The 16,554-nt window shown below is 45.1% G+C and carries 18 protein-coding genes; 15 read left to right on the top strand and 3 right to left on the bottom strand.

The genetic code is table 11. The annotated features are described in order from the left end of the window. The first annotated feature begins 82 nt into the window (after window positions 1-82). From frsA to ACED48_RS06050, 13 genes are all read left to right on the top strand, one after another. The gene (frsA, locus tag ACED48_RS05990) at window positions 83-1,336 is read left to right on the top strand and encodes an esterase FrsA (RefSeq protein ID WP_017056246.1); all 1,254 of its coding nucleotides are present in this window, start codon (window positions 83-85) and stop codon (window positions 1,334-1,336) included. A gap of 144 nt (window positions 1,337-1,480) precedes the next feature. After that, window positions 1,481-1,870 carry a sigma factor-binding protein Crl gene (gene crl / locus ACED48_RS05995; protein WP_017056247.1) on the top strand — a complete coding sequence of 130 codons (390 nt, stop codon included), beginning with the start codon at window positions 1,481-1,483 and terminating at the stop codon, window positions 1,868-1,870. 76 nt (window positions 1,871-1,946) lie between these two features. Then, window positions 1,947-3,131 carry a glutamate 5-kinase gene (gene proB / locus ACED48_RS06000; RefSeq protein WP_170960252.1) on the top strand — a complete coding sequence of 395 codons (1,185 nt, stop codon included), beginning with the start codon at window positions 1,947-1,949 and terminating at the stop codon, window positions 3,129-3,131. A gap of 91 nt (window positions 3,132-3,222) precedes the next feature. Continuing rightward, window positions 3,223-4,473 (top strand): glutamate-5-semialdehyde dehydrogenase, encoded by a 1,251-nt coding sequence (locus ACED48_RS06005; RefSeq protein ID WP_017056249.1) that lies wholly within the window; start codon window positions 3,223-3,225, stop codon window positions 4,471-4,473. 156 nt (window positions 4,474-4,629) lie between these two features. Beyond that, complete coding sequence (nrdR, locus tag ACED48_RS06010; RefSeq protein WP_004734394.1) at window positions 4,630-5,079, top strand: transcriptional regulator NrdR; 450 nt, start codon at window positions 4,630-4,632, stop codon at window positions 5,077-5,079. A 40-nt stretch (window positions 5,080-5,119) separates the two neighbouring features. Further along, window positions 5,120-6,196, top strand: coding sequence for a bifunctional diaminohydroxyphosphoribosylaminopyrimidine deaminase/5-amino-6-(5-phosphoribosylamino)uracil reductase RibD (ribD, locus tag ACED48_RS06015; protein ID WP_017056250.1), 1,077 nt, complete (start codon window positions 5,120-5,122; stop codon window positions 6,194-6,196). A 72-nt stretch (window positions 6,197-6,268) separates the two neighbouring features. After that, window positions 6,269-6,925, top strand: coding sequence for a riboflavin synthase (locus tag ACED48_RS06020; RefSeq protein WP_017056251.1), 657 nt, complete (start codon window positions 6,269-6,271; stop codon window positions 6,923-6,925). Window positions 6,926-7,033: 108 nt separating this feature from the next. Further along, complete coding sequence (gene ribBA, locus ACED48_RS06025; protein WP_017056252.1) at window positions 7,034-8,143, top strand: bifunctional 3,4-dihydroxy-2-butanone-4-phosphate synthase/GTP cyclohydrolase II; 1,110 nt, start codon at window positions 7,034-7,036, stop codon at window positions 8,141-8,143. A 279-nt stretch (window positions 8,144-8,422) separates the two neighbouring features. Then, complete coding sequence (gene ribE / locus ACED48_RS06030; RefSeq protein WP_004741508.1) at window positions 8,423-8,893, top strand: 6,7-dimethyl-8-ribityllumazine synthase; 471 nt, start codon at window positions 8,423-8,425, stop codon at window positions 8,891-8,893. Beyond that, window positions 8,893-9,360: a transcription antitermination factor NusB gene (gene nusB, locus ACED48_RS06035; protein ID WP_017056253.1), complete on the top strand. Its 468-nt coding sequence runs from the start codon at window positions 8,893-8,895 to the stop codon at window positions 9,358-9,360. Before ribE ends, nusB begins: the two co-directional genes overlap by 1 nt. Window positions 9,361-9,448: 88 nt before the next feature. Further along, window positions 9,449-10,423 (top strand): thiamine-phosphate kinase, encoded by a 975-nt coding sequence (thiL, locus tag ACED48_RS06040; protein ID WP_017056254.1) that lies wholly within the window; start codon window positions 9,449-9,451, stop codon window positions 10,421-10,423. Continuing rightward, window positions 10,423-10,932: a phosphatidylglycerophosphatase A gene (pgpA, locus tag ACED48_RS06045; RefSeq protein ID WP_017056255.1), complete on the top strand. Its 510-nt coding sequence runs from the start codon at window positions 10,423-10,425 to the stop codon at window positions 10,930-10,932. The genes thiL and pgpA overlap by 1 nt, the downstream gene beginning before the upstream one ends. A 35-nt stretch (window positions 10,933-10,967) precedes the next feature. Further along, window positions 10,968-11,327, top strand: a complete 360-nt coding sequence (locus tag ACED48_RS06050) for a putative quinol monooxygenase (RefSeq protein ID WP_017056256.1) — start codon at window positions 10,968-10,970, stop codon at window positions 11,325-11,327. 115 nt (window positions 11,328-11,442) lie between these two features. On the opposite strand, the gene dxs is transcribed toward ACED48_RS06050, so the two are convergent. Genes dxs through xseB form a run of 3 tightly spaced genes read right to left on the bottom strand, consistent with a single transcriptional unit; the run spans window position 11,443 to window position 14,498 of the window. Next, window positions 11,443-13,326: a 1-deoxy-D-xylulose-5-phosphate synthase gene (gene dxs, locus ACED48_RS06055; protein WP_017056257.1), complete on the bottom strand. Its 1,884-nt coding sequence runs from the start codon at window positions 13,324-13,326 to the stop codon at window positions 11,443-11,445. A 21-nt stretch (window positions 13,327-13,347) separates the two neighbouring features. Further along, entirely contained in the window at window positions 13,348-14,235 is an 888-nt protein-coding gene (gene ispA, locus ACED48_RS06060; protein WP_017056258.1) for a (2E,6E)-farnesyl diphosphate synthase, read from the bottom strand. 20 nt (window positions 14,236-14,255) lie between these two features. After that, window positions 14,256-14,498 carry an exodeoxyribonuclease VII small subunit gene (gene xseB / locus ACED48_RS06065; RefSeq protein WP_029626968.1) on the bottom strand — a complete coding sequence of 81 codons (243 nt, stop codon included), beginning with the start codon at window positions 14,496-14,498 and terminating at the stop codon, window positions 14,256-14,258. A 297-nt stretch (window positions 14,499-14,795) separates the two neighbouring features. Between xseB and pomA the strand changes: the two genes are divergently transcribed. Further along, a complete protein-coding gene (gene pomA / locus ACED48_RS06070) occupies window positions 14,796-15,560 on the top strand; it encodes a flagellar motor protein PomA (protein WP_017056260.1) in 765 nt (254 codons plus the stop codon). Window positions 15,561-15,572: 12 nt separating this feature from the next. After that, entirely contained in the window at window positions 15,573-16,520 is a 948-nt protein-coding gene (locus ACED48_RS06075) for a flagellar motor protein MotB (protein ID WP_017056261.1), read from the top strand. Window positions 16,521-16,554: the final 34 nt, after the last annotated feature.

Below are 16,554 nucleotides of genomic sequence, written 5' to 3' on the forward strand. Positions count from 1 at the left end.
CTAAATTTTTTGAGAAATGACCCATCATAGGGTCATTTTTTTTTATATGATTAGTGACAACCATTTCTTATTAAGTATTCCAATGTCTGAATCAAAAGAAACGAGCTCAAACCTTTCGGAAACCTTGTTTGTTAAGCATAAGCAGGCCAAAGAGACCTCAATGCTAACGTGTTACATGCCCAGCTCCGAAGCGTTGCTCGGCGAGAAGCGTAAGCAGCACAATTCATCATGGTACCGAAACTTAAGACGTCTGCAGTGGGTATGGCAAGGGGTTAATCCAATAGAGCAAGAAGCTGTATTGGCTCGAATTGCGTCATCAAAGAACTCCCGAACGACTGATGAGTGGTTAGACACTGTGATGGGTTACCGCAGCGGTAACTGGGCTTACGAGTGGACTAAGCTAGGCATGCAGCACCAAAATAGTTCGAACGAAAAGAGTGGTGAAGAGATGGCAGAAGAATTGTTCTCTGCATCTTTGTGCTTCAGCATTGCGGGCTACCCACATCTTAAGAACGACAGCCTTGCAGTCCAGGCTCAAGTATTGGCGAACGCCGCTTATTCTGAAGCGATTAAGCATACCAAGCTGATCGTCAAACAGATTGAAGTGCCATACCAAAACAAGAAAATCAAAGCGAATTTGCATCTAACCAAAACGGACAAGCCACAACCCGTTGTGATTGTAAGTGCTGGCTTGGATAGCTTGCAAACTGATATGTGGCGCTTGTTTAGAGATTACTTAGCACCGAAGAACATTGCGATGCTAACCGTAGATATGCCATCGATAGGACACAGTTCACACTGGCCATTAACCGAAGACTCTTCTTGTCTGCATCAAGCCGTGTTGAATGAACTGCCTAACATTCCGTGGGTGGATCATCATAAGGTCGGGTTATTTGGTTTTCGTTTTGGTGGCAATGCAATGGTGAGGCTATCTTTTATCGAACAGCGCAAGCTTAAAGCTTGTATCTCTTTAGGTGCTCCAATCCACGATATCTTTGTTCATGCCGATAAGTTAAAGCAGATGCCTAAAATGCATTTGGATGTGTTGGCTTCTCGCCTTGGTAAAGGTGCGGTGGATATCAATAGCCTTTCCGGACAATTGATGGCGTGGTCGCTCAAAGTTCAAGGTTTGTTATCTAACAGTAAGACGAGTGTCCCTATTTTGGCATTGGCTTTGGAGGGGGACCCGGTGTCGCCACATACGGATAATCAACTGGTTGCTATTTACAGTGATTACGGTAAAGCGAAGAAAATCAAAACTAAATCAATTACACAAGGTTATGAGCAATCCCTCGAATTGGCTATAAAGTGGCTTGAGGATGAATTATTTAGGTGACATTTCTCCGAAATTAGTTAAGCATGAAAAGTGTACAGATTAAGTACCTGATACTCAGTGACTATTTATAAAATCAAAGGCTATTTAGCCGTTTGCTTTAAACCTGAGTAACGTCATTCTTAACATTGAAGATGGAGATTCAATATGTCAGAAGTGACACAACAACCTACTCACTATCGTTTGCTTAATGTTTTAAAGGCTATTGGCCCTTATCTAAGAGAGCCGCAATCAAAAGAAGGGCACTATATTTTTGATTGCTTGTCTGTGTGTGTGAACGATAAAAAATCACCAGAAGAACGTGAGTTCTGGGGCTGGTGGTTGGAGCTAGATAAGTCGGATGAGGGATATTCGGCGAAATACAACATCGGTAAATACAACACTGATGGTAATTGGGATTCTTTGCCACTGCCTAAGAAAGCGGTCACCGAAGTCTCTCGAACTCAAGTAGCCTTTCATAAAAAATTGGTTGATGAACTTCAAACTAAATTTGAAATCAGCGTTCAATTCGACGAAGAGTCTGTCGAATTCATCTGATTTTAAAGGTTAGTCTTCTCTATAGAGCAAAAAGGTGCGATTTCGCACCTTTTCTACTTGTGAATTCCCCTGTTGATTGCTAAAACATCACCTCTTATTTGTTTTATCCATAAAAGACTTCATGACAATAAATCATCAAAGCGGGACAACAACACAGCGTAAAACTGTCGTTGTTAAACTGGGTACCAGTGTCTTAACTGGTGGAACATTGGCATTAGATCGTGCTCACATGGTTGAGCTGGTTCGTCAATGTGCTGAATTAAAAAAACAAGGCCACTCAGTGGTTATGGTTTCGTCTGGCGCAATGGCGGCAGGGCGTGAGCACCTTGGTTACCCCGCACTTCCCAACTCAATGGCAAGCAAGCAGCTGCTGGCGGCCGTTGGGCAAAGCCAGTTGATTCAAGCTTGGGAGTCTTTGTTCGCTATTTATGGCCTTAAGATTGGCCAGATGCTGCTGACTCGCGCTGATCTTGATGATCGCGAGCGTTTTCTAAATGCACGGGACACGATTAATGCATTAGTCGACCACGATATTATCCCCGTGGTTAATGAAAATGACGCAGTCGCGACCAGCGAAATTAAAGTGGGTGATAATGATAACCTATCAGCACTGGTTGGTATTTTATGCGGTGCGGATAAGCTTTTGCTGCTAACCGACCAAAAAGGTTTGTTTACAGCTGACCCTCGTAAAGATCCAAATGCAGAGCTCATCAAAGAAGTAAAAACGATTGATGACACACTGCGTAAGATCGCAGGCGGCAGTGGAACTACGTTGGGTACTGGCGGAATGGCAACCAAACTGCAGGCGGCTGATATTGCTCGTCGTGCGGGGATTGAAGTGATTATCGCGGCGGGCAGTGCTGAAAATGTGGTGTTCGACTCATTGAGTGACAGCCCACAAGGCACCCGTTTCTTGCCTTTAGCAGAAGCACTTGAAAACCGTAAACGTTGGATTTTAGCTGGCCCAGCTTCTGTTGGTCACATCGTGGTAGATGATGGTGCAGTCAATGCTGTGCATACTAAAGGCAGTAGCTTGTTGGCTAAAGGGGTCGTTCGAGTTAAAGGCGAATTCTCTCGTGGTGAAGTCACTCAAGTCACAGATAGAAAAAGTAAAGTCATTGCGCGTGGCATCGCCAGTTATTCGAGCCAAGACCTAGCGAAAATAGCGGGTAAGCACAGTAAAGATATTGGTGACATTCTTGGTTACGACTATGGTTCAGAGGTCATTCACCGTGATGACCTGGTTGTGATTCAAGAGTAGCTCGTGATGATAAGGCGATGCACTGCGAATATGCATAATCGTAAAGCGCCTTTTTACATCAAACGACAGACTGAATTTAGGAGAGTTAAACATGGATTTAACTAACATGGGTATCGCAGCAAAAGACGCTGCTTTCCACCTAGCGACCGCATCAACGGCGCAAAAGAACAAGGCATTGGCGATCATCGCTGATGAGTTAGAAGCAAACGCTGCAACGATTCTAGAAGCGAACGCGAAAGATATCGAATTAGGTCGCGAAGCGGGTTTAACCGACGCACTGCTTGATCGTCTACTTCTTAATGAAGAGCGCTTAACCGGCATCGCTAATGATGTGCGTAACGTGATTAGCTTGAATGACCCAGTAGGCAGCGAAATTGACAGTAAGGTACTGGAAAACGGTATGTCACTGTCTCGCCGCCGCGTGCCACTTGGTGTGGTTGGTGTTATCTATGAAGCGCGTCCGAACGTAACCATCGATATTGCAGCTCTGTGTCTGAAGACAGGTAACGCAAGCATTTTACGTGGTGGTAAAGAGACGTTCTTCTCGAACATGGAACTGGTTAAAGTTATTCAGTCTGCATTAGAGAAAGCGGAGCTTCCAGCTGCTTCTGTTCAGTACATCGAGAAACCAGATCGTGAACTTGTATCTCAGTTGCTTAAACTGGATGACTACGTGGATATGATCATTCCTCGTGGTGGTGCTAGCCTGCACAAGATGTGTAAAGAGAACAGCACCATTCCAGTGATCATTGGCGGCTTCGGTATCAGTCATATTTTTGTTGATGAAAGTGCTGACCTTAAAAAGTCGGTAGATGTTGTCGAAAACTCAAAAGTTCAGCGCCCATCAGCGTGTAACTCGTTAGATACACTGCTAGTACATGAAGCGGTTGCTGAAGCCTTCCTAGCTAAGCTAGCACAGCGCTTAGCAGGCAAAGTCACATTAGTTGTCGACGCTAGCGCAAAATCGATGCTGGCTAGTTTTAACGACCAACGTGATGCAATTGAAGGAGACTTTGACACTGAATGGCTAAGCTACACGTTAGGCGTGAAAGTAGTCGCGGACGTTGCAGACGCGATTGACCATATGCGCGTACACAATGCGAGCCACTCAGACGCAATCATGACCAATAGCCTAGAAAGCTCTGAGCGTTTCATTAACTCTGTGGGTTCGGCAGCTGTGTATGTGAATGCATCAACTCGATTTACCGATGGCGCACAGTTTGGTTTAGGTGCTGAAGTTGCTGTATCTACTCAGAAATTGCATGCTCGCGGCCCAATGGGCTTAGAAGAGCTAACAAGTTACAAATGGGTAGGTAAAGCGAACTATTTAGTTCGTGGTTAACGCTGGTCGTTAATTTTAGTCTTTAGCTCATTTTTGAAATGGCGATCGAGTAACAATAATCAATGAATCACCACACAAAAGGGCCTCAATTGGCCCTTTTTCTTTCCTAACGTTTGGCAATTCCGTTACACTGATATTCAATTATTTGGAGGTGATATGCATTGTCCTTTTTGTTCAGAGAACGACACTAAAGTAATCGATTCAAGACTGGTAGCCGATGGCCATCAGGTTCGTCGTCGCCGTCAATGCCTTGCATGTAGTGAACGTTTTACTACGTTCGAATCGGCAGAACTTGTGATGCCTAAAGTCATAAAGTCGAATGGAAACCGCGAACCATTTAATGAAGATAAAATGGTGGGTGGTGTACAGCGCGCCCTAGAAAAGCGCCCAGTGAGTGCTGATGCGATTGAACTTGCGATCAGTACGATTAAGTCACAACTCCGTGCAACTGGTGAGCGTGAAGTACCAAGCGAGATGATTGGTAATCTTGTGATGGGCCAATTGAAAGAACTGGATAAAGTAGCGTACATCCGTTTTGCCTCTGTTTACCGCAGTTTTGAAGACATCCGAGAGTTTGGCGAAGAAATCGCTAAATTAGAGGACTAACCCTTTAATCATGCCGATTTTTACTCCCCTAGATTTTAAAATGATGTCGCGTGCTATTCAATTAGCGAAGCGCGGCATTTATACCACGGCACCCAACCCGAATGTGGGCTGTGTCATTGTACAAACCGACGGCCAGATCGTCGGTGAAGGTTTTCATGCCAAAGCGGGCGAACCTCATGCTGAAGTGCACGCTATGCGAATGGCGGGTGACAAGGCAAAAGGCGCGACCGCTTATGTCACGCTAGAACCTTGTTCGCACTATGGTCGAACGCCACCTTGTGCAGAAGGTTTGATTAAGGCTCAAGTTTCAAAAGTGATTTGTGCCATGCAGGACCCAAACCCAAAAGTCGCAGGTCGTGGTATCAAAATGCTACGCGATGCGGGTATTGAGGTTGAAATTGGTTTGCTAGAGCAAGACGCTCTCGACTTGAATCCTGCATTTATCAAGCGTATGCAAACTGGCATGCCATTCGTTCAGTTAAAGATGGCCGCTAGCCTTGATGGGCAAACGGCATTAGAAAATGGCCAAAGCCAGTGGATCACATCGCCAGAATCGCGTCGTGATGTTCAGAACTACCGAGCAAAATCAGGCGCGGTGCTATCAACCAGCCAGACTGTGATTGAAGACAACGCGTCGTTGAATGTTCGTTGGGCAGAGTTGCCAAGCAGCATCAAAGATCATTACGCTGAAGACGAGCTGCGTCAGCCGATTCGCGTGATTCTTGATCGTCAAAACCAACTGCGTCCTGAACTCAAGTTATTCCAGACTCCAACATCCGTGTTGAGAGTAGCGGAAGCGTCTGCTGATATTGAAGTCGGAACCACAGATGCAGGTCAGCTCGATTTGCACGATCTGATGCGTCAATTACCTGCCAATCATATCGACCATATTTGGGTCGAAGCGGGCGCTACATTGGCAAAAAGCTTGATTGAAGAACAGCTGGTGGATGAGCTAATCCTCTATTTAGCACCTAAACTTATGGGCAGTGACGGACGAGGTTTGATGGGCGCATTAGGGCTCACCTCAATGTCTGATGTGATTGACCTAGAAATTAAAGATGTTCGACAGGTTGGTGTGGATATTCGCATCGTAGCGAAACCCGTATTTCGAAACTGATAGTAACGAAGCGATAGTGGGAATAAATCCGCTCACTACATACATGTTGTTGATAACAAAAAGAGTTTTAAAATGTTTACTGGAATTGTAGAAGCCGTAGGTACATTGAGTGCAATTACTCCCCGCGGAGAAGACATCACCGTAACGGTTAACGTGGGTAAGCTTGATATGGCTGACGTTCAGTTAGGCGATAGTATCGCTACCAATGGTGTGTGTTTGACGGTTGTTGAGTGCAACGACCACAGCTACAGTGCAGACCTTTCGCTTGAAACCCTGAAAAAAACGGGTTTTGTCGATTACCAAGCGGGCGATAAAGTTAACCTTGAGAAAGCAATGTTACCAACCACGCGTTTCGGTGGACACATCGTGTCTGGTCACGTTGATGGTGTGGGCGAGATTGTTGAGCGTAATCAAGTAGGGCGTGCGATTGAGCTTTGGGTAGAAATGCCAGCTGAAATAGCAAAGTACGTAGCTCAAAAAGGTTCAGTCACGGTTGATGGTATTAGCCTGACTGTGAACGATTTACGCAAGAATGCCTTTAAGTTGACTATCGTTCCTCATACCTCTTCAGAAACGACCATCGACCAGTTCAATGTCGGTCGTAAAGTGAATCTAGAAGTCGATGTATTAGCGCGCTACATGGAGCGTCTACTGCAAGGCCAACAGCAAGAGTCTGAGCCTGAATCTCGATTGACGATGGAATTCTTACAGCAGAATGGTTTTGCTTAAAAGTTTGTACAAAGCGCGCTAAATACCGCTTTGTAAATCAGAGCAATATCATCAGGTTTAAATAGTGTCGGTTCTAGGAAGCAGAACCATTTCAAAGGATATAGAACAATGCCAATTAGTACTCCTCAAGAAATTATTGAAGACATTCGCCTAGGAAAAATGGTTATCCTGATGGATGATGAAGATCGCGAGAATGAAGGCGATCTGATCATGGCAGCAGAACATGTGACGCCAGAAGCGATTAACTTCATGGCGATGTATGGCCGTGGCTTAATTTGTTTAACGCTGACCAAAGAGCGTTCAAGTCGCATGGGGCTAGCACCTATGGTTCAAGACAACAATGCACAATATACCACCAACTTTACGGTTTCGATTGAAGCGGCTGAGGGCGTAACGACTGGTATCTCTGCATCAGATCGCGCGGTGACGGTTCAAGCTGCGGTAGCCAAAGATGCCAAAGCGGCTGACTTGGTTCAACCTGGTCATATTTTCCCACTGACTGCACAAGAAGGCGGCGTTTTAACGCGCGCTGGCCACACTGAAGCAGGTTGTGATTTAGCTCGTCTAGCGGGCTGTGAACCAGCTTCGGTTATCGTTGAGATCCTAAACGACGACGGCACTATGGCTCGTCGCCCTGATCTTGAAGTGTTTGCAGACAAGCATGACATCAAGCTAGGTACCATTGCTGACTTGATCGAATACCGTAACAACACAGAAACAACGATTGAGCGCGTTGCCCAATGTCATTTACCAACAGAGTTTGGTGATTTCGAGCTGGTGACTTACCGCGATACGATTGATAACCAAATCCACTACGCAATGCAAAAAGGTGACTTGTCTGATGGCGCTCCTTTAGTGCGTGTTCATCTGCATGATACGTTTACCGATCTGCTTCATTCCGACCGTGGCACTGAGCGCAGCTGGTCGTTAGATAAAGCGATGAAGCGCATTGGTGACGAAGGCGGGGTGCTGGTTATTCTTGGTAATGAAGAGTCGTCTGATTCTTTGATTTACAAAGTGAAGACATTCGAAGCACAAGATAAGAACGAGCAGCCAACCATGGCGAAGAAGCAAGGTACTTCGCGCCGTGTTGGGGTAGGTTCTCAGATTCTTCAAGATTTAGGTGTGCACGATATGCGTCTGCTTTCTTCAAGCACTAAGCGTTATCACGCATTGGGTGGTTTTGGTCTTAATGTTGTTGAATACGTTTGTGAGTAGTCACTTACCTATCAGTTTGTAGCACATAAATTAATGATGATTCTGCTTGATCTTTTGGTAACGAATTAAGCCAAAAGAGTATAGTCGCTAAGCTCAATTTTTCGTGCGTTAAATGCAGATGCTTGGCGACTTGTTGTTCCTATACGGTTGGGAGCAACACTGCATTATCATCTTTACATCCCAGGTGTCCGTTCTTCTAAATTAGCATTAGATATTGCTCACAGTTTTGTGCTAGAATCCGGCGATTCTCACTTTATGAAAATAGTTAAAGGAAGGCTTATGAAAGTGATCGAGGGTGGCTTCCCAGCGCCAAATGCAAAAATTGCTATCGTTATTGCTCGTTTCAACAGTTTTATTAACGAAAGTTTACTTTCTGGTGCAATCGATACTTTAAAGCGTCACGGACAAGTAAGCGAAGACAACATTACTGTTGTTCGTTGCCCTGGTGCAGTTGAACTTCCACTGGTAGCGCAGCGCGTTGCAAAAACAGGTAAGTTCGATGCGATTGTATCTCTTGGTACAGTTATCCGTGGTGGTACACCTCACTTTGACTATGTTTGTAGTGAATGTAATAAAGGTTTGGCACAAGTGTCTCTGGAATATTCTCTTCCAGTTGCGTTTGGTGTTCTTACCGTTGATACGATCGATCAAGCTATTGAACGCGCAGGGACCAAGGCTGGTAATAAAGGTGCAGAAGCAGCACTTAGCGCACTTGAGATGATCAACGTTCTTTCTGAAATCGATTCCTAATGGGGGCCAGTGTGAAACCAGCCGCACGTCGTAATGCACGTCAATTTGCTCTACAAGCAATTTATTCTTGGCAAATTACTAAAGAAAATATTGCTACCGTTGAAGAACAGTTCTTATCTGGTGGTAAGTATGATGAAGAAGAGCATCATGCTACAGAGCCTGCTCTAGCTATGCCTGAAACAGACGTTGCATACTTCCGCGACCTACTAACTGGTGTTGCTCTTAGCCACATGGAACTTGATAGCAAGCTTCGTCCATTCGTATCTCGCCCTATGCAAGATCTGGATTTGATGGAACTCGCGCTTCTACGTTTAGCTATGTACGAGATGACTCGTCGTGAAGATGTACCATACAAAGTGGTTATCAACGAAGCTATTGAACTTGCAAAAGTATTTGCAGCAGAAGACAGTCATAAGTTTATTAACGGTGTGCTTGATAAAGCTGCGCCGCACGTTCGTAAGAAATAATACGTTCGCTTATTGAATATAAAGGTCAGCTTTTATGCTGGCCTTTTTTGTTACTAAATTATTGTGAAATCTAAAGATAGGGCATGTGATGTCTGGCGAATTTAACCTGATTGAAAAATATTTTGTAAATCGACAACCACAACGTAAAGATGTACATCTGGCTGCGGGCGATGATTGTGCTTTGGTAAAAGCCCCAAGTAATGTTGAGATTGCGATCAGTACTGACACTTTAGTTGCAGGCACGCACTTCTTAGCGGAAGCGAACCCAGCTTGGGTCGCACACAAGGCTTTGGCTTCGAATATTAGCGATCTTGCTGCTATGGGGGCGACCCCGTCTTGGGTTTCACTTGCTTTGACCATGCCTGAGGTGGATGAAGAGTGGCTTGCTCCATTTTGTGATTCCTTTTTTAAACTCGCAGACTACTTCGGTATTCAGTTAATTGGTGGTGATACAACGAAAGGGCCACTAAGCCTGACACTGACGGTGCAAGGTTTTGTGCCCGAAGGACGAGCGCTACGCAGAGATGGCGCTAAAATCGGAGACTGGATTTACGTCACGGGTAATTTAGGCGATAGCAAAGCTGGGTTAGATGTGTTACTTAACCCCGAGAAAAATAAGGCTAAACCTTATGCCCTTGAGCTTGAAGAGAGACATTACCTGAGCACTCCACGCGTTTTGGCTGGTCAGGCATTAGTTAATCTTGCCTCGTCTGCCATTGACATATCAGACGGTGTTATCGCTGACATAAAACATATCCTTAAGCGTTCTCAGGTTGGCGCTAGCATTGATGTTAGTTTGCTACCAATATCTTCTGAATTACGTCAATTTGCCCCTAATATTGAATCTGCCCAGCAATATGCCCTTACCAGTGGTGAAGAATACGAACTGTGCTTTACTGTGCCTGAAGAAAATAAAGGTTCGTTGGAAAGTGCTTTGTCGCACACTGGAACAAAAGTCACCTGCATTGGGCAGATAAGACCTGTAGAATATTTTGAATTACACAATAATGGTGAACCGCTAAGCTGGGACTTAACTGGTTACGATCACTTTAAGGTTAATTGATGACAAACCCACTATCTCTTATTTCTCTTAAAAACCCTTGGCATCTGTTAGCAACGGGTTTTGGCAGTGGCTTATCGCCTATTATTCCTGGAACGATGGGTACGCTCGCGTCTATTCCATTGTACCTATTGTTGGTTCAATTACCTTTCCCTGCTTATATAGTAGCTGTTGTTATGAGTTGCATTATTGGTATCAAGATCTGCCAAGTGACGTCTGATGATATGGGCGTGCACGATCACGGTTCTATCGTATGGGATGAGTTTGCGGGTTTTTGGATTACCATGAGCCTAGTGCCGATGTTGAATATCCCTACTGATGATTGGAAGTGGTTATTCACTGGCTTTGTGTTATTTCGCTTTTACGATATGGTAAAACCATGGCCAATTGGTTGGCTAGATCAGCGAATCCACGGCGGTTGGGGCATTATGATTGATGATATTGTGGCGGGTATTATGGCCGCTATCTCGCTGTATGCAGTTGCACATTTCGCTGGTTGGTTAGCTAATTAAAAATAGAAAATACCGAATAAGAACAAGGAATAACAATGTCTAAGAAAGTTTATTGTGTTGCTCAGTTTCAGCCAAAAGAAGGTAAATTGAACGAGTTGTTTGAAGTATTAAAGTCGCTAGAGCCAAACACTCTGCGTGAAGATGGTTGTATTCAATACACTGTGACTCGTCATATTCAGAGCCCATTTGCAGAAGGGGATAGCTTTCCTATCGCGTTCAACGAGATTTGGGCGGATAACGAAGCGTTTGAAGCGCATTGCCAACGTCGCGAAATTCAACAGTTCTTCCAAGAGCAGTGTGTTGAAGAGACAGGCTTGGTTGAGAACTTTAATGTGGCTATCTACTCTGATGAGCCAGAGAACTACGACGCACCTGCGCTTAAGCCATGTTACTAAGCAGGTTTAATAGCGGAATAACAGCGAATAGTTAATGAGTTAGCAGATACAAAAAAAGGTTGACCTTAAGGTCAACCTTTTTTGTTTTGTAGCTTATGTCATTTGCTTGTGAAAGCTATTTAGCAAGGTAATCAGAGATAGACTTCTCAATGCCTTTCGCATCTAAGCTAAGCTCTTCATGCAGTTCACCTTGTGTGCCTTGAGCAATAAACTTGTCTGGTAGGCCAAGATTCAATACAGGCATTAGCAGCTTCTCTTGCATTAAGAATTCAACCACCCCTGTGCCCGCACCACCTGCGATTGCGTTTTCTTCGATTGTTACAAGTACATCGTGGTCAGCTGCAAGTTGTTTGATCAGAGCTTCGTCTAGCGGCTTCACAAAACGCATATCTGTAACCGTCGCATCAATAGCGTCAGCGGCTTGAAGTGCACTCTCAAGGAAAGTACCGAAGCTTAGAATAGCGACTTTCGAACCATCTTTTGCTTTTGCACTTTCACGAATGATACGACCTTTACCAATCTCAAGCGCAGTAAATTCACTTTGAATCTCAGTACCCATGCCATTACCACGAGGGTAACGAACGGCACTTGGACCTGTGTGCTGGTGGCCTGTGTATAGCATTTGGCGACACTCGTTTTCGTCGCTTGGCGCCATGATCACCATGTTTGGAATGCAGCGCATGAAGCTTAAGTCGAACGCACCTTGGTGTGTTTGACCATCGGCGCCAACAAGACCTGCACGGTCAATCGCAAACATCACCGGTAAATCCATGATAGCCACATCGTGGATCAGCTGATCGTAGCCACGTTGTAGGAACGTCGAGTAGATAGCCACAATTGGCTTATCGCCAGCAATCGCCATGCCGGTTGCTAGCGTCACTGCGTGCTGCTCAGCAATCGCAACATCGAAGTATTGCTCTGGGTACTCTTTCGAAAAACGTACCATGCCAGAACCTTCACGCATCGCTGGCGTGATCGCCATTAGCTTCGGATCCTGCGCGGCCATATCACACAGGAAGTCGCCAAAAACCTTAGAAAAAGTTGGTTTAGAGCTGGTGCTCTTAGGCAGACTTGAGTGTGCAGGATCGAATTTAGGTACACCGTGGTAGCCAATTGGATCTTTCTCTGCTGGCTCGTAGCCTTTGCCTTTCTTGGTCATGATATGCAGGAACTGAGGGCCTTTGAGATCTCTCATGTTCTTCAGCGTTTTAATTAGCTCATTTACATCATGGCCATCAACTGGGCCAATGTAGTTAAAGCCTAACTCTTCAAACATGGTGCCAGGAACAACCATGCCTTTTAGGTGTTCTTCTGTACGACGAACGAGCTCTTTAATCGGCGGAACGCCAGATAGCACTTTCTTGCCGCCCTCACGAATAGACGTGTAAAGACTGCCAGAAAGAACTTGAGCTAAGTGGTTGTTTAGAGCCCCTACGTTTTCAGAGATCGACATCTCGTTATCATTAAGGATAACCAGCATGTCATTGTGAATATCGCCCGCGTGGTTCATCGCTTCGAATGCCATACCTGCGGTAATCGCGCCATCACCAATCACACTCACGACTTTACGATTCTTGCCTTCTTTCTTAGCACTGATTGCCATGCCGAGAGCAGCACTGATCGACGTTGAAGAGTGACCAACAGAAAGCGTGTCGTATTCGCTCTCTTGACGCCATGGGAATGGGTGCAGTCCATCTTTTTGACGAATAGTCGACAGGCGGTTACGACGGCCAGTAAGGATTTTGTGCGGGTATGCTTGGTGGCCAACATCCCAAACTAATTGGTCAAAAGGTGTGTTGTACACGTAGTGCAGAGCCACTGTTAGCTCTACCGTACCTAAGCCTGACGCTAAGTGACCACTTGACTGGCTCACTGAGTTAAGAAGATAGGTGCGTAATTCATCACAAAGCTGTGTTAGCGTCTCTTTCGGAAGAAGACGCAAATCCTCTGGCTTATCAGCCAAAGCAAGAGTTGGGTACTTTGATATATCAAGAGTCATAGGTAATGCGCGCTTATTGTCTTAGTTCTTGCGCTCGATGACGTATCGGGCGAACTCTTCGAGTAACTGGGTATTGTATGGGATTGCAGCCAAAGCTTGAAGCGCTTCCTGTAGCAGAGTGTGCGCTTTTTCTTGAGCACCCTCTAAACCTAACAAAGAAGGGTAGGTGCTTTTGTTTGAATTTTGGTCAGAACCCTGTGGCTTACCCAAAGTTTCGGTATCGCTAGTGATATCTAAGATATCGTCTTGAACTTGGAAGGCTAACCCGATGGCGTCGGCATACTTGTCCAATTGAGGCAGTACTTCAAACGCTTTCTCACCAGCAGAAAGTGCACCTAAACGAATTGCACTTTTCATCAGAGCCCCCGTTTTATTACGGTGAACTTCTTCCAGCTCTTCTAGTGTGACTGCGCGGTTTTCTGCTTCAATATCAAGAGCCTGACCAATGCACATACCTTGAGCACCAGAGGCTTCAGCTAGGCGTTGAATCATTCGAACGCGGTTGCTTTCCCCGTCAGCACTTAATGTGCCTTCCGCAAGTATAGTAAACGCGAGAGTTTGTAGCGCATCGCCAGTTAAAATTGCTGTCGCTTCATCGTATTTGATATGGCAAGTCTGATGGCCGCGACGAAGGTCGTCATCGTCCATTGCTGGAAGATCGTCGTGAATCAGAGAATAGGCATGAATACATTCGATTGCAGAAGCTGGAGTATCGAGTTCTTCAGCGGTGCAGCCGAGCATCTCCCCTGTAATGTAGACAAGAAATGGACGTGCGCGTTTGCCGCCTAAAAGTAATCCATAACGCATCGCGTTGATAAGATTCTGATTTTGGTGAGGCAGGCGATCAAGCCAAAGGTTCAGTTGCTCGTTATTACGTGCTTGATAAGACAATAATAAAGTCTCGATCATAGGGGATCTCATACAATTCGTTATTCAGGTAGTGGGTGAAAGTCACTAAGTTCTGCATTTTCGTCATTTTGCAGTAGGATACTGACACGCTGTTCAGCATCGTTTAGTTTACTTTGACCAGCACGAGCGAGGGAGATACCTCGTTCGAATTTTTTCAGCGCATCATCTAAAGCTAGATCACCATTTTCTAGTTGATCAACCAAGCCATCAAGCTCTTCGATTGCCGCTTCAAAGCTCATATTTTCAGGTTTCTTAGTAGCCATAATAAATCTGCGTTTGGAAAGATGAACGAACGTTACCCTAGGCCGCAGATATGGTCAAATGTAACCAATAAATTTTGCTATAAAGTTCGTTTTTAAGAGGCTTGAACTTACTTTGGTTGAATAACCTTAGCTTTATCGAGTTTATGCGCTATGGATAAGAGTAAAGTAAGCCAATAGTTGTGATTCAAAAACGAAAAGTGTGATACTTAGGCCAAGAATTGACTAAAAGATCTTATAGTCTGGCCGATAAGAAGATTATCGTCGACGTAGAACTACAAAAAGCATGAGGAGTGCTCAGTGGATTTAGCAACCCTAATAGGTTTAATTGGTGGATTTGCCTTTGTAATCATGGCAATGATCCTAGGTGGTAGCCTCGGGATGTTCTATGACACGACATCCATTTTGATCGTGATTGGTGGTTCAACCTTTGTTGTTCTAATGAAGTTCACCATGGGGCAGTTCTTTGGTGCGGCTAAAATTGCTGGTAAAGCATTTATGTTTAAAGCCGATGAGCCTGAAGATCTGATCGCTAAAGTGGTAGAGATGGCTGATGCAGCACGTAAAGGTGGTTTCTTAGCGCTTGAAGAGATGGAAATTAGCAACAGCTTCATGCAAAAGGGCATCGATTTGTTGGTGGATGGCCACGATGGTGATGTGGTTCGTGCTGCACTACAAAAAGATATATCGTTAACCACAGAGCGTCACGAGCAAGGCGCGAAAGTATTCTCTGCCTTTGGTGATGTTGCGCCTGCAATGGGGATGATTGGAACCCTGGTTGGTCTGGTAGCGATGCTTTCGAACATGGATGATCCAAAAGCGATCGGTCCTGCGATGGCGGTAGCACTTTTAACCACGCTTTATGGTGCAATCCTATCGAATATGGTGTTCTTTCCAATTGCAGATAAACTTGCGCTGCGTCGCGACCAAGAAACACTGAACCGTCGTCTGGTTATGGATGGTGTATTAGCGATTCAAGATGGTCAGAACCCACGAGTGATCGATGGTTACCTGAAGAGCTACCTAAATGAAGGTAAACGTACTATTGATGGTGAACCGGCGTAAGAGGAATTGAAGATGGATGAAGAGAATCCATGTAAATGTCCTCCTCCGGGGTTACCTCAATGGATGGGGACATTTGCTGACTTGATGTCACTGCTAATGTGTTTCTTTGTACTGCTACTTTCGTTTTCAGAAATGGATGTATTGAAGTTCAAGCAAATTGCAGGATCGATGAAGTTTGCGTTTGGTGTACAAAATCGTTTGGAAGTGAAAGATATCCCGAAAGGGACCAGCATCATTGCCCAAGAGTTTCGTCCTGGCCGCCCAGAGCCGACACCGATTGATGTGATCATGCAACAGACCATTGATATTACGCAGCAGACGCTAGAGTTTCATGAAGGTGAATCTGATCGAGCGGGCGGTACAATGCGTGACCAAGGCAAGATGACGGGAGGGAAGTCACCAGAAGTTTCCACTCACGATAATCAAAACTCGGAATCGGACCAGCAACAACAGCAAGCTGAAGCTCAATCGCAAGAGATGGAAACCTTGATGGAGAGTATCAAGAAGGCGCTAGAACGGGAAATCGATCAAGGTGCGATTGAGGTGGAAAACCTAGGTCAACAGATCGTTATTCGTATTCGTGAAAAAGGCGCATTCCCATCAGGTTCTGCATTTTTGCAGCCGAAGTTTAGACCTTTAGTCAGACAAGTTGCAGAGTTAGTGAAAGATGTTCCAGGTATTGTTCGAATCTCAGGGCATACTGATAATCAACGGCTTGATTCCGACCTTTATCGCTCTAATTGGGACTTATCATCACAACGAGCAGTCTCTGTCGCTCAAGAGATGGAAAAGGTACGCGGTTTCTCTCATCAACGTTTGAGAGTGCGTGGCATGGCTGATACCGAACCCGTAGAGCCCAATGATACAGAATGGCAACGCAGCCTAAACCGCCGCGTAGAGATCAGTATCATGCAGGGTGAACCACTTTACAGTGAAGAAGTCCCCGTTATTTCTGAGTAGTATCAAGTGATTGAGTGAACCAGAAAGCCCAACT

Origin of the sequence: Vibrio sp. 5S239, from assembly GCF_041439575.1 — a bacterium.
GTDB classification, from domain to species: domain Bacteria; phylum Pseudomonadota; class Gammaproteobacteria; order Enterobacterales; family Vibrionaceae; genus Vibrio; species Vibrio kanaloae.